This window comes from Bradyrhizobium sp. SSBR45G, from assembly GCF_030159255.1.
Lineage (GTDB): Bacteria > Pseudomonadota > Alphaproteobacteria > Rhizobiales > Xanthobacteraceae > Bradyrhizobium.
In genome coordinates this window covers 232,322-244,748 of the sequence record NZ_BSCT01000001.1, presented here as the reverse complement: position 1 = coordinate 244,748, position 12,427 = coordinate 232,322, and the positions used below count along the sequence as shown (strand labels likewise).

Sequence of the window (12,427 nt, the reverse complement as noted above, 5' to 3'; positions counted from 1 at the left end):
TGTCAGCGGAATCGGCCGACCATGTCAGTCGCCAGCAGGCGGATAGAGGTGCGCCTCGCCGCAATAGTCAATCACACGATAGCGCCTTTGCGCAGCTGCGGCATGATCCTGCTCAACAGAATCCTCGGCAGTGAGGTATTGCGGCCCCACCGGCGCCTTGCCGTGGCCGCCGGGAATGTCGAGCACGTAGTCGGGCTGGCACAGCCCGGACACGCGGCCGCGCAACGCCCGGATCAGCGCCTGTCCCTGCGCCAGCGTGGTGCGCAGATGCGCGGTGCCCGGGGCGAGATCGCCATGGTGCAGATAATACGGCTTGATGCGGGTCTCGACGAAGCCGCGCATCAAGGCTTCCAGGGTCGCGGCATCGTCATTGACGCCGCGCAGCAGCACCGACTGGCTGACCAGGGGAATCCCGGCGTCAACCAGCCGCGCGCAGGCGGCCCGCACGTCCGGGCTCAGCTCGCGCGGATGGTTGGCGTGCAGCGCGACCCAGGTCGCCGCGCCCGCGACCTTGAGCGCATCGACCAGCGCCGGCGTGATCCGCTGGGGATCGGCGACCGGCAGCCGTGTGTGGATGCGGATGACCTTGACGTGATCGATACCGGCGAGATCGGCCATGATCTCCTTCAGACGCCGCGGCGACAGCATTAGCGGATCGCCACCAGTAAGAATCACCTCCCAGATCTCGCCATGCGAGCGGATGTAGTCGAGCGCTCCGCGATAGGCGTCCTCCGACAGCGCATTGTCCTTGCCCGGCCCGACCATCTCGCGGCGGAAGCAGAAGCGGCAGTAGACGGCGCAGACATGGACCAGCTTGAGCAGCACGCGGTCGGGATAGCGGTGCACGATGCCCGGCACCGGTGCATGCGCATCGTCGCCGATCGGATCACCGCGCTCGCCGGGAGCGGCAACCAGCTCGTCAGCTGACGGCACGAATTGGCGCGCGATGGGATCGTCGGGATCATCGGTGTCGATGAGGTCGGCGAGATGCGTGGTGACCGCGACGGCATAGCGCTCGGCCACGCGCTCGAGCGCAGCCTGCTGGCTCGGATCAGCCAGGCCCTGCGCGACCAGATCGGCTGCGCTGCGCAACGTCGTGGGACGTTCGATCCTGTTCATCGCTCACCTGCCGGTGGCGTCCACACCACCTGATCGATCCTGACCGCGCCGGCCGCCAGCATCACGAGGCGGTCGAAGCCGAGCGCGACGCCGCTCGCCTGCGGCATCTCGGCCACAGCGGCGAGGAAATCCTCATCCAGCGGATAGCGCTCGCCATAGCGCCGCTGCTTCTCCGCCATCTCCTCCTCGAAGCGGCGGCGCTGCTCGGCCGCGTCGGTCAGCTCGCCAAAGCCGTTGGCGAGCTCGACCCCGCAGGCATAGACCTCGAAGCGTTCGGCGACCCGAGGCTCGCCGCCCTTGACCCGCGCCAGCGCGGCTTCAGGCGTCGGATATTCGAACAGCACCGTCAAGCGCCCCTGCCCGAGATGCGGCTCGACATGCTCGACCAGCACCTTGCTGAACAGATCCGACCAGGTGTCATCAGCGCTGACCCGGATCCTGCCATGGGCCGCAGCCGCCAGCGCGTCACGGTCGCCGGTCCTGTCGTGGATCGTCGCCAGCAGATCGATCCCGGCATGGCGGTCGAACGCGGCGGCGACGGTGAGCAGTTCGGGCTCGGCGAACGGATCGGCGGTCCGGCCGCGGAAGGAAAACTGTCGGATTCCGGTCGCCTGGGCGGCATGGGCGATCACCACCACCGTATCGGCCATGATCGCATCATACGGCGCATCGGCCCGGTACCATTCCAGCATGGTGAATTCCGGCAGATGCAGGTCGCCGCGCTCGCGGTCGCGGAACACCCGCGCGAACTCGAAGATGCGGCGCTCGCCGGCCGCCAGCAGCTTCTTGCAGGCGAATTCCGGCGAGGTCCTGAGATACCGCCGCTGCCGGACTCCATCCCAGCCCGTCAACTCGGTGGCCGGCGCGTGCAGATGGGTCTCGTTCCCCGGCGACACCTGCAGGATGCCGGTTTCGACCTCGGCAAAGCCCTGCTCCTCGAACCAGGCCCGCAAGCCGCGCATGATCGCAGCCCGGGCCTGCAGGAACGGCCTGACGTCGGCATGCCGCTGGGGTGACCACCACGGCGACGGAGATGGCTCTGATGACATCAGGCGATCGCCCATGGGCGCCGCAAAACACTGGCAACGCCGGACAAAATCAGTATGTTGCGCCCCGAAACCGCACCCGGCGTCCGACCGCCGCCCGGCTCTGCCCGTTGCCGGGCCCCAAGATCAGGAAAAACAGCTTTGAAAGTCATCGCCAGCTCTATTCGCAAGGGTAACGTCATTGAGCAAGACGGCAAGCTCTACGTCGTCGTGACCGCCGAGAACATCCATCCTGGCAAGGGCACCCCGGTCAGCCAGATCGAAATGCGCCGAATCAGCGACGGCGTGAAGATCTCCGAGCGCTTCAAGACCACCGACCAGGTCGAGAAGGCAACGATCGAAGAGCGCAACTTCACCTTCCTGTACGAGGATGCCGACGGCTTCCACTTCATGAACCCGGAAAGCTACGATCAGGTCCAGGTGCCGAAGGACGTGGTCGGCACGCAGGCGGCGTATCTCCAGGAGAACATGACCGTCAAGCTGTCGATGCACGACGTGGTGCCGGTGGCGATCACGCTGCCGCAGCGCGTCACGCTCGAGGTCGTCGAGACCGAGCCGGTCACCAAGGGCCAGACCGCGTCGTCGTCCTACAAGCCGGCCGTGCTCTCCAACGGCGTCCGCACCGGCGTGCCCGCGCACATCACGGTGGGCACCCGCATCGTCGTCATGACCGAGGACGGCTCCTATTGCGAGCGCGCCAAGGACTGACGCATGATGCGCGAAGCAATGGCATGAGCTGACGCCGGGGGGCGCGGGGGTTGGGGGCAAGCATCACCTTTATCACCGCCGCCCTGGCGGCGATGATCACGCTGGCCGCGTCGTCGATCGGACGTGCGGCCGATGCCTTTGCGCCCCCCACTATCACCCTGCATCGCGCCGACTGGCGCGCAGCGCTCGATCAGCTTCGCTCCGAGCTGACAGTGGCGCCCGAGGTCGCGGCCGATGTCGCGCTGACGGCCCGCCGGCACGGCATCACAGCCGATGACCCGCGCAGACGGCCCGCGCTGGTCCAGCTCAATGGCGTGACCTCGATGATCTTCACGGGGATCGGACGCAGTCCGGTCCCCGTTTTGCTGCCGTTCGACACCACCGCCTTTCTCGGCGCGCGCCGCAGGGGCCCGATCGAGCAGCAGGCCCTGCCGCGCTACCAGGCCGACTTCCAGACCGATCTGTTCGATGCCGGCCCCTCCGGCTACGATGCGGTGTTCTCGCTGCCGCCGGAGGTGACCTCGGGCCTGCCGTCGCGCATCTTCGCCAAGCCCGTCGAGATCCAGATCACCGGATCGGGCATCACCTATGACGTCGCCGATCCCGCCGGCGGCAAGGGCGAGAGCGTCAAGGCGCTGGCCGCGCAATATCCCGACCTGCGGCGCTTCATCCGCGAGGGCTATGTCCGCTATGCCTTCACGCGTTTCGGCGTGCCCTATGTGGTCTCGATCCAGTGCCTCGACAGCGCGCCGCGGCCGAAGCGGCTGGCCTGCCGCGAGGCGTATCCGATCGCCGAGCGATTCCTGAAGGCGCTGCACGTGGCTGGTGGCCAGCCGCAGCGCCTGCCGCCGGAGATCACCCCGGTGGCGACGGAGCGGCCCGTAGCGCTCGATGCCGACTTCAGCTTTCGCCCGGCCGGCGACATCGTCGCCAACTCGGGCGCGCGCGGCCAGAGCGGGCGCGCCGATCGCACCGCCTACTCGCAGATCCGCTTTCCGCTCGACTGGCCTGCCTATGTGCATTCGCAATCATTCGGCCGCCGCCGCGCCAGCGACAAGCTCGACCAGCCCTGGAGCCAGTATCCCTGGCGCGACAATTTCTGCGAGGCCCGCAGCTTCAATGTCGGCCAGTGCGCCAGCGGCTTTGGCCATCAGGGCCAGGACCTCAGGCCCGGCGCCTGCCCGGTGCGCCGCGACGGCGCCGATGGCTGCGATCCATGGCGGCAGCGCGTGCTCGCGGTCCGCGACGGCGTGGTCATTCGCAGCAGCAAACAGCAGGCCGTCACCATCCAGGTCAACAGCGGCACCGAGCACATCCGCTTCCGCTACATGCACATGAACCCGACCGCGATGGACAATGACGGCCTGCTCAACGGCCGGGCCTTGCGCGAAAGCGAGCCGATCGGCGTGGTCTCGAACTATCTCGATCATCCCAACGGCACCACGCGCCATCTGCATTTCGACGTCCAGCTGTTCACCCGCGACGGCTGGATCTGGGTCAATCCCTACATGACCCTGATCGCCGCCTATGAGCGGCTGATCGGCGGCCGCGGCCGCGAGATCGGGATGGACATGGTCTCCTCGTCTGTTGCTCCGGTCACCACGGGGACGCTTCCGCCGGCCGCGGGTCCGCAGGCCGACGCCGCCGCAGCGCGCACACCGAACTGACAGCGCCCGCGCAGCCGACAGGGCCCGGAACCCATTCCCGCCGCTGCTTGTTGTCTTCCCACAGGGAGGATGACGGATCGTGACAGCCAAGCCCCAGAGCAGGATCGGAGCCGCGCTGGTCTCCGCAGCGATCGCACTGGGATGCGTCGGCGCGCTGACCATGCTGGTGCGCGACCGCTGGCATCCGCCGGAGATCAAATCCGCCGAGCAGGCACGGCTCTCGGCGACCGGCCAGGCCGCCCGCGCCGCCGGCGCCCGCGTGATGCCGACCGATCCCAGCCTCACCGTCGAGCCCAAGCCCGAAGGCCCCAAGCGGGCGCAACCCGCCAATCCGTTTTGAGCCGCTGCGCGGAGTGATCCGGTCAGCGGGTCCACGTCTCGCTTGGCGCGCGATGAGCTCCGTCAATCTCGTCGCCCATGGCGCCGCGAACATGCAGCTCCGATCAGTCGCACTGGTCGGTCGCCGTCCCCATCGATACGCCAGAGGTCAACATCGTTCGTTGCGTCCCGACCTCCGAACAGGAGGGCGGCTTGCGGACGGCGGATGAACGTGTCGTTGCGAAGCCACACAACCTCGGAAACATTTCGTCACAACCGCGCTGATGTGTCGCAGTCCATTCGGACATGAAAAAACCCCGAAAACGCCGGGCGGCTTTTGGGGGCATCATGTTGAAAATCGGGTCGATCGTGGCGGCTCTGGCCACCGTGACTTGCGCGCAGGCAGCGGATCTTCCGCTCAAGGCTGCTGCGACGCCGCCTTCGGCCGCAAGCTTCTCCTGGACCGGCTGCTTCGTTGGCGGTCAGCTTGGCGCAGCGATCAGCGACGACAAGATCCGAAGCTCTGGCGATTTCAGTTCCGTCGGCGCTGCCGCGGGCGGACAGATCGGCTGCGACTATCAGCTCGCATCGCCATGGGTGATCGGGATCGAGGGGCGCGCATCCTGGTTGGGCTTGAAGAGCGACACACCGGGCCGGTTGACGGATCTGAACACGGGCCTGACCGTGCCCACGCACTTCACGGTGCGCAATGATCTCCTGGCCTCCGCCACAGCGCGCCTCGGCTACGGTTTCGCAAGCGGCTGGCTGGGCTATGCCAGAGGCGGTGCGGCCTGGACGCGCGAAAAATCCGACATCGTGTTCACTCTTCCGGGACGACCGACCTTCGATCCCAGGGGCACAAGGACAGTGACGGGCTGGACGGCGGGCGCAGGCGTCGAATGGGCATTCGCGCAGCATTGGTCGGTGAACTTCGAGTACAACTACTATTCGTTCGGCGACAACGCGTTCAGGCTGACAGACCCCGCCAGCAACGCGTTCGCGACCGGAAGCCTGAAGGACCGCATCAACGAGGTCCATGTCGGCCTGAACTACCGCTTCTAGAGCTTGATCCGGAACGTGGAAGCCGGTTTTCCGAAACGATCAGCTTCAGATAAGTAGATGCGATCGTGATGCGTTTCCGTGGAAACGCATCATCACCTGGTCTCAGTCGACAGGCGCGGCGATCCCTGTCGGACGAGTCATCCTGTTCAAGCCGAGGCGGATCACGCCGACCATTTGTCCTCCTCGCGGCGCTGTTCATCGGCGTTGAGACGCTCGGCGATGTCATGCGCCATCGCCTCGGTGTCGGTTCGCGCGATCGGCTTGCCGTCCTGGCGGCAGATGCGCTCCTTCTCGGCCTCGAGCGGGAAATCATCGGGCTCGAGCGGCTGGTTCGGCTCCGTCATGCGCGCCTCCTCTGCTTTGGGATGCACAACTCGCATCCGGCCTCGGCGGTTCCCGCCGCTCAGGCCGGCCGCGCCGGACGCTCCGCCGGCGTCCAACGGAAGGCAACGCCGTAGCGGTTCCAGAGGTTGATCACGCCGATCGCCGAGGTCAGGAACACCAGCTCCGTCTCGGAGAATTCGGCGCGCGCCTGCCCATAGACCTCGTCGCTCACGCCGCCGTCCAGCTTGGTCAGCGCCTCGGTGAAGGCCAGCGCCGCGCGCTCGCGCGCCGAGAATTGCGGCGCCTCGCGCCACACCACGACGAGATTGATCTTGTCCGCGGAGACGCCGAGCTTCTCGGCCAGCAGCAAATGATGCTGCACGCAGAACGCACAGCCGTTGATCTGCGACGCCCGGATCTTGACCAGCTCGAGCAGCTGCTTGTCGATTCCGGCCTTGGCCGCCTGCTGGCTGACCGCGAGAATGGCGTCGTAGAGCTCCGGTGCCTGGCTCCTGAAATTCGTGTATTCGCTGCGCGCATGTGACATGGTTCATCTCGTATGTTATCAGCTGTCTGACAACTTATCAGAGCTCTGATATCATGCGCAAGACAGCCTCCCGATCGACGCCGCGCCGACCGCCGAGCCGTCCTGCGCCGACGACAGCGCGCGCGGCCCGGTCGCGCAGCCCATCGGGGACGAATGCCGCCCCGGCCTCTGCGCCGCTCCCGGGCGAGGGCAAGCGCGGCGAGGACGGCCACCTCGCCTACCTGCTGCGCCAGGCGCAGGCGGCGGCGCGGCTGTCGCTCGACCGCGCGCTGACCTCGACCGGCCTCACCCATCCGCAATTCGTGGTGCTGACGATGCTCAAGGCCTATCCGGGCCTGTCCGGTGCCGACTGCGCCCGCATCGCGCTGCTGACGCCGCAGACCGTGAACGTGATCATTGCCAACCTGGAACGCGACGGCGCCATCCGGAAGACGCCGCATCCCGTCCATGGCCGGGTGCTGCAGTGGAACCTGACCCGCCATGGCCTCGCGCTGCTGGCTAGGGCGCGTCTCAAGGCCGCCGCGGTAGAGCGCAGGCTGGCCGGCAGCCTGGGCAAGCGCGAGCTCGTCACCGTCCGCCGCTGGCTGGCGCAGGTGGCCGCCGAGTTCCATCAGGATTGAACGTTCGGGGCCTGCCTTCAGCCGGTGCCAGCGGCTAGAATGGTGGCATGACCCAGCCCGATTCCACGACCCGCCGCGCCCTGCTCCGCTCCGGCATCGGCGCCGCCGCGCTGCTCGTCCCAGCCATGCCGGCCTCGGCCGCGCCCGCCGAATTCGAGACCTGGCGCGACGGCTTTCGCGCCCGCGCGCTCGCCAAGGGCATCTCGCAGGCCACCTGGACCCGCGTCATGGCCCGGCTCGAGCCTGACATGACCGTGTTCAAGGAGATGCGCAATCAGCCGGAGTTCAAGGAGCAGCTCTGGCAGTACATCAACCGCCGCGTCTCCGACTGGCGCGTCATCAACGGCAAGGTGGCGCTGCAGACAAACGAGGCGCTGTTCACGCGCATCGAGAAGGATTTTGGCGTCGAGCGCGGCACGCTTCTCGCGCTATGGGGCGTCGAGTCCGCGTTCGGCGATCCGCTGGTGCAGCAGAACCACATGCGCCCGGTATTTCCGGCGCTCGCCGCGCTCGCCTGGAACGAGCCGCGCCGCAAGGCCTATTGGGAGACCGAGCTCACCAACGCGCTGAAAATCGTCGACCGCGGCTGGAGCACGCCGGAGGAGATGCGCGGCTCCTGGGCCGGCGCGATGGGCCACACGCAGTGGATGCCCGAGGTCTGGCTCAATGTCGGCTTCGACTATGACGGCGACGGCAAGATCAACCCGTTCGGCAAGCCCGACGATGCGCTCGGCTCGACCGCGCGCTATCTCGTCAACCGCGGCAAATATCATCGCGGCGAGCATTGGGGCTACGAGGTGCGCGCGCCCGGCAACATGTCGGGCAGCCGCAGCTACGCGGCCTGGCAGGCGGCCGGCGTCAGCCGCGCCGATGGCCAGCCGTTCCCGCAGCCGAACGCGACGGCGCAACTGTGGATTCCCGTCGAGGGCGGCCCCGCTTTCCTGCTGGGCCCGAACTTCTACTCGGTGAAGTCCTATAATCCGGCGATGAGCTACGCGCTCGCGATCTGCCATCTCGGCGACCGCATCACCGGCTCCCCGCCCTTCCTGCAGCCGTTCCCCGGCTCCGAGCGCGCGCTGACGTTGGCCGAGGTGCAGGAGATGCAGAAGCGCCTGACGGCGGCCGGCTTCGACACCGGCGGCACCGACGGCCGCGTCGGCAACGACACCATGAAGGCGATCCGCGACTTCCAGGCCAAGGCCGGCCTCATCCCGGCCGACGGTTATGGCGGGCTGAAGGTGCTCGCGAAGCTCAGGCAGGGCGGCTGAGCGACGTCGCCGCGCGCCGTGCTGATGAGCACGCGGTCGTGGCTCATCGTCTTGTTGTTAAAGAACGGATCGACAGGAGCCGACCATGACCACGATCGTGGCTGAGCGCACCTACCGCAACGTTGCGACGAACAGCGATGTCGTCGCACGCCTGTTCGCGCCTGAATGTGTCGACGAGTCCGAGTGGCATTGCAGGGTCGAAATCCACGGCCTGGAGCGCCCGGTCGACAGTCGGATCATCGGGATCGACTCGTTTCAGGCGCTGTGTCTGGGGCTGCAATTTCTTTGCAAGCTCCTGGCAGGCGAGGAGGCAGGCCTGGCGTTCCTGGATGGTCAGCCGGGGGACAGTGACATTCCCCTGATCGCCAGTTGCTCTTTTCCTCAGACACGGATCGAAGCCTTGCGCTTCATCAAGCAAAAGGACAGCGAGTTGCTCGACGCCCTGCCTGGACCGGTCTCGTCAGTGCAGCCGGAAGACGTATCCGAGACCAAGATGACCAACGTCGTCGCCGAGCGCGTGCTGCGCGACACGACGACGGACGCCCCCGTCGTTGCCAGAATGTCCGCGCCCAGATGTGCCGGACCGATTTCCTGGTACTGTGATATTGAAGTTCGCGGCTTGGGCAGCCCTTTCGAACAGGCGATCAACGGGACAGATTCATTCAAGGCCTTGTATCTTGGCCTTTTCAAAATCTGCAAACATCTGGAGGAGCACGAGCACCACTTGGCCGCCCCAGCGGACGGCGCACCAGCGGGAGACGCCAACCTGCCCTTCATCTCATTCTGTCCGCCCGCGGCGAAGCCGGAGGCCCATCGCTACCTCATGGACAAGTTGATGGCGGAGTACAGGCCGTAGGGTGGGCAGAGGCGCAGCCGTGCTCTCGCCGCGTTCGAGGTCGGAGTGGCGCCGTGCCCACCATCCCGCTGCTCATCACGTCACCCGACGTGGGCACGCCGCCTCCTGCGGCGGCCGCTTTGCACTTCTGGCCCATACCGAACATTCCGAAGCGGCGCGGAGAACGTCTGCTCTTGGGGATCGATCGGACGTGAACCGCCGGAGCTGCTTACGCCAGCTTTTGACCCGAAGCGGACATGGGATCATCGGCGGAAGCTTGCAGCTACATTTTACTACGAGTAAATTCCAGGGCGGTTGCCACAACTGAAAAACCCGAGAGAATCAAGGAACCAGCAGAACTTCCCGTACCGAGAAAGGCAAAACCGATCCCGGCAGCGAAGATTGCCAAAACCATCACTCCTCTTCCTGCCCACCAGATGCCAAATTTCTCTGTTGCCCATGTATCGGCAGCGAACGACAAGCTTGGTTGCGAACGCCGCATTCTTCCGTCGGCGAGCACGAGTCGGAGTGCCGTAGCGGCGGCCGCCACGAACGCGAGCAAGATTTTGATCGTTACATTGTCATCGAACATCGCACACTCATCCAAAATCGTTTATCCGCCAGTCGCCCTTACCTACTGCGCGGCGCGTAAAACAGCATCTACCAGAATTAAGAAAGCTTGAGAGACTGCAGCGCATCGTCTGGAATTGGCCCATCCCGGACCTTCCGGAGCGGCGCTGAGAATGTCCTCTCGGGGGCCGACCTGATGATAGTTGCGTGAGTGCCTCAGGGTCGCTTATGACCCTGAGCTGACCTCGACCATACGAGCCCGCGCCACCGCAGCAATCTCAGCCCTTATGGTGCACGGCTTGCAGGCCATAGACCGGCGTCGGCAGGCCTTCGTAGCGCGCCTTCAGCTGAAGGGACAGGAATTGCGAGTAGTGGCGCGACTGGTGCAGATTGCCGCCGTGGAACCATAGGGCCTCCTGCTGCGTCGGCTTCCACATGTTGCGCTGTTCGCCCTCCCAAGGGCCGGGGTCCTTGGTCGTATTCGAGCCGAGTCCCCAGACCTTGCCGACCTTGTCGGCCATGTCCCGGCTGATGAGATCGGCGACAAAGCCATTCATCGAGCTGTAGCCGGTGGCGTAGACGATCACATTGGCCGGCAGCTCCTCGCCGTTGTCGAGCCTGACCCCGTCAGGCGTGATTTCCTCGACCTGGCCCGCGACCAGCTTGATCTTGCCGTCGATGATGAGCTGCGAGGCGCCGACGTCGATGTAGTAGCCCGAGCCGCGGCGCAGGTACTTCATGAAGAGCCCGGAATCGTCGTCGCCGAAGTCGACCCGGAAGCCGGCCTTCTCCAACCCCGAGTAGAACTCGGCGTCGTCCTTCCGGATCTTGTCGTACACCAGCTTCTGAAACTGATTGAGGATTCTGTAGGGCAGCGAGGCGAAGATCAGGTCGGCCTTCGCCGTCGTCATGCCGCCGCGGACCGCGCGCTCGGAATACAGATCGCCCAGGGATTCCATCAGCGACTCCGAGCGCACGATATGGGTGGTCGAGCGCTGCACCATGGTCACGTCGACGCCCGCCTCGTACAGCGCGGCGCAGATGTCATGCGCGGAATTGTTCGAGCCGATCACAACAACCTTCTTGCCCTTGTAGCGGTCGGGGCCGGGATGGCGCGAGGAATGGTGCTGCTCCCCCTTGAAGCTGTCCATGCCCTTGAGCTGCGGCATGTTCGGCTTGGCCGACATGCCGGTCGCGAAGACAAGCTGCTTCGGCTTGAGCGTGATCTCCTTGCCGTCGCGCTCGACGACGACGGTCCATTCCTTTTTGGCGTCGTCCCATGCGGCATGCTTGGCCGTGGTGCCGGTCCAGTAGTTCAGCTCCATGACCTTGGTGTACATCTCCAGCCAGTCGCCGATCTTGTCCTTGGGCGCAAACACCGGCCAGTTCTTCGGGAAGTCGATATAGGGCAGATGGTCGTACCAGACCGGATCGTGCAGGCAGAGCGACTTGTAGCGGTTGCGCCAGGAATCGCCGGCCCTGGCGTTCTTCTCGATGATGATGGTGGGCACGCCGAGCTGACGCAGCCGCGCGCCGAGCGCAATCCCACCCTGGCCGCCGCCGATGATGAGCACGTAGGGCTGGGTGGTGAAGCCGAGCTGTTCGGTTTCCTCGTCGCGCAATTCCTTCCAGGTCTTGGCCCCGGGATTGACGCCGTGCCGGGCGCCGAGCGGCCGGGTGAAGCCGGCCTTCTCCTCATGACCTTTCAGTTCGACCATCGTCGTCAGGAGCGTCCAAATCTGGCCGTTCTGGAGCCGGATCAGGCCATAGCCGCGCGCGAGCTCGGTCTCGAACGAGATCCAGGACTCGGTCACGCCGTCAGCTTCGGTTGGCGTTTCACCCTCGGCGATTGTCCAGTGGCGCGGCTTCACGCGCGCCAAGCAGGAGCCAAGCATGTCGCGGACCTGATCGCGGCCTTCCATCGTCTTGATGTTCCAGGTGAACGCGACGAGGTCGCGCCAGTAGCATTCAGGCGCGAACATAGCCACGGCGGAGTCGAGATCCGCCGCCGCTAGCGCGGCTCCGAATTTGTCGAGAAAAGCCTGGACGCGAGCGGCAACCGTGGTGTCGAGCATGATGTCCTCCCGGGATCGTTTTCGATTGTTATGCGGACCTCGCGCAACCTTATTCCAACTCTCACGCGAATCCAGAGTCGGGTCGTGCGATCTTTGCTTTTCAATTCTCTCGGCGCTCCCAGACGATGGTGCGCGTGCCATCCACGAGGCGGTGGTCGTTTGATTTGCTGCGGTGCATAAGTCCGGAAAGTGGCCCATCGCGACGTCATGACGTAGCCGCACGCACTCGGTCGCCATCGGCGCAAAGCGGAAGCAGTCGCCAGTCACA

13 protein-coding genes are annotated in these 12,427 nt (G+C 65.6%); 7 read left to right on the top strand and 6 right to left on the bottom strand.

Going from position 1 to position 12,427, the window contains the following annotated elements:
• Positions 1-24: 24 nt before the first annotated feature.
• The gene (locus QQL87_RS01130) at positions 25-1,119 is read right to left on the bottom strand and encodes a lysine-2,3-aminomutase-like protein (protein WP_284416210.1); all 1,095 of its coding nucleotides are present in this window, start codon (positions 1,117-1,119) and stop codon (positions 25-27) included.
• The gene (gene epmA / locus QQL87_RS01125) at positions 1,116-2,168 is read right to left on the bottom strand and encodes an EF-P lysine aminoacylase EpmA (RefSeq protein WP_284416211.1); all 1,053 of its coding nucleotides are present in this window, start codon (positions 2,166-2,168) and stop codon (positions 1,116-1,118) included. The genes QQL87_RS01130 and epmA overlap by 4 nt, the downstream gene beginning before the upstream one ends.
• 138 nt (positions 2,169-2,306) lie before the next feature.
• Between epmA and efp the strand changes: the two genes are divergently transcribed.
• From efp to QQL87_RS01105, 4 genes are all read left to right on the top strand, one after another.
• Positions 2,307-2,873, top strand: a complete 567-nt coding sequence (gene efp, locus QQL87_RS01120; RefSeq protein WP_284416212.1) for an elongation factor P — start codon at positions 2,307-2,309, stop codon at positions 2,871-2,873.
• A gap of 50 nt (positions 2,874-2,923) precedes the next feature.
• Positions 2,924-4,540 (top strand): M23 family metallopeptidase, encoded by a 1,617-nt coding sequence (locus QQL87_RS01115; protein ID WP_284416213.1) that lies wholly within the window; start codon positions 2,924-2,926, stop codon positions 4,538-4,540.
• A 79-nt stretch (positions 4,541-4,619) separates the two neighbouring features.
• Entirely contained in the window at positions 4,620-4,880 is a 261-nt protein-coding gene (locus QQL87_RS01110) for a hypothetical protein (protein WP_502871119.1), read from the top strand.
• A gap of 326 nt (positions 4,881-5,206) precedes the next feature.
• Positions 5,207-5,920 carry an outer membrane protein gene (locus tag QQL87_RS01105; RefSeq protein WP_284416214.1) on the top strand — a complete coding sequence of 238 codons (714 nt, stop codon included), beginning with the start codon at positions 5,207-5,209 and terminating at the stop codon, positions 5,918-5,920.
• Positions 5,921-6,081: 161 nt separating this feature from the next.
• On the opposite strand, the gene QQL87_RS01100 is transcribed toward QQL87_RS01105, so the two are convergent.
• Both QQL87_RS01100 and QQL87_RS01095 read right to left on the bottom strand, forming a co-directional pair.
• A complete protein-coding gene (locus QQL87_RS01100) occupies positions 6,082-6,264 on the bottom strand; it encodes a hypothetical protein (RefSeq protein ID WP_284416215.1) in 183 nt (60 codons plus the stop codon).
• 59 nt (positions 6,265-6,323) lie between these two features.
• Positions 6,324-6,791, bottom strand: coding sequence for a carboxymuconolactone decarboxylase family protein (locus QQL87_RS01095; RefSeq protein ID WP_284416216.1), 468 nt, complete (start codon positions 6,789-6,791; stop codon positions 6,324-6,326).
• A 53-nt stretch (positions 6,792-6,844) separates the two neighbouring features.
• Here QQL87_RS01095 and QQL87_RS01090 point away from each other — a divergent pair, with 53 nt between their 5' ends.
• The 3 genes from QQL87_RS01090 to QQL87_RS01080 all read left to right on the top strand — a co-directional run bounded on the left by QQL87_RS01090 (position 6,845) and on the right by QQL87_RS01080 (position 9,535).
• On the top strand, positions 6,845-7,411 hold the full coding sequence (locus QQL87_RS01090) for a MarR family winged helix-turn-helix transcriptional regulator (RefSeq protein ID WP_284416217.1): 567 nt from the start codon (positions 6,845-6,847) through the stop codon (positions 7,409-7,411).
• Positions 7,412-7,458: 47 nt separating this feature from the next.
• On the top strand, positions 7,459-8,679 hold the full coding sequence (locus tag QQL87_RS01085) for a lytic murein transglycosylase (RefSeq protein WP_284416218.1): 1,221 nt from the start codon (positions 7,459-7,461) through the stop codon (positions 8,677-8,679).
• Positions 8,680-8,764: 85 nt separating this feature from the next.
• Positions 8,765-9,535 (top strand): DUF6968 family protein, encoded by a 771-nt coding sequence (locus QQL87_RS01080; RefSeq protein WP_284416219.1) that lies wholly within the window; start codon positions 8,765-8,767, stop codon positions 9,533-9,535.
• Positions 9,536-9,797: 262 nt separating this feature from the next.
• Here the strand turns inward: QQL87_RS01080 and QQL87_RS01075 are convergent, their stop codons facing one another.
• Together QQL87_RS01075 and QQL87_RS01070 are read right to left on the bottom strand one after the other, a co-directional pair.
• The gene (locus tag QQL87_RS01075; protein ID WP_284416220.1) at positions 9,798-10,106 is read right to left on the bottom strand and encodes a hypothetical protein; all 309 of its coding nucleotides are present in this window, start codon (positions 10,104-10,106) and stop codon (positions 9,798-9,800) included.
• A 256-nt stretch (positions 10,107-10,362) separates the two neighbouring features.
• Positions 10,363-12,159, bottom strand: coding sequence for an NAD(P)/FAD-dependent oxidoreductase (locus QQL87_RS01070; RefSeq protein WP_284416221.1), 1,797 nt, complete (start codon positions 12,157-12,159; stop codon positions 10,363-10,365).
• Between the last annotated feature and the right edge of the window lie 268 nt (positions 12,160-12,427).

Bases quoted from the DNA above. Each gene is read 5' to 3' on its own strand.
- QQL87_RS01130 (WP_284416210.1), bottom strand. From the start codon at position 1,119: ATGAACAGGATCGAACGTCCCACGACGTTGCGCAGCGCAGCCGATCTG.
- epmA (WP_284416211.1), bottom strand. From the start codon at position 2,168: ATGTCATCAGAGCCATCTCCGTCGCCGTGGTGGTCACCCCAGCGGCAT.
- QQL87_RS01105 (WP_284416214.1), top strand. From the start codon at position 5,207: ATGTTGAAAATCGGGTCGATCGTGGCGGCTCTGGCCACCGTGACTTGC.
- QQL87_RS01100 (WP_284416215.1), bottom strand. From the start codon at position 6,264: ATGACGGAGCCGAACCAGCCGCTCGAGCCCGATGATTTCCCGCTCGAG.
- QQL87_RS01095 (WP_284416216.1), bottom strand. From the start codon at position 6,791: ATGTCACATGCGCGCAGCGAATACACGAATTTCAGGAGCCAGGCACCG.
- QQL87_RS01090 (WP_284416217.1), top strand. From the start codon at position 6,845: ATGCGCAAGACAGCCTCCCGATCGACGCCGCGCCGACCGCCGAGCCGT.
- QQL87_RS01085 (WP_284416218.1), top strand. From the start codon at position 7,459: ATGACCCAGCCCGATTCCACGACCCGCCGCGCCCTGCTCCGCTCCGGC.
- QQL87_RS01080 (WP_284416219.1), top strand. From the start codon at position 8,765: ATGACCACGATCGTGGCTGAGCGCACCTACCGCAACGTTGCGACGAAC.
- QQL87_RS01075 (WP_284416220.1), bottom strand. From the start codon at position 10,106: ATGTTCGATGACAATGTAACGATCAAAATCTTGCTCGCGTTCGTGGCG.
- QQL87_RS01070 (WP_284416221.1), bottom strand. From the start codon at position 12,159: ATGCTCGACACCACGGTTGCCGCTCGCGTCCAGGCTTTTCTCGACAAA.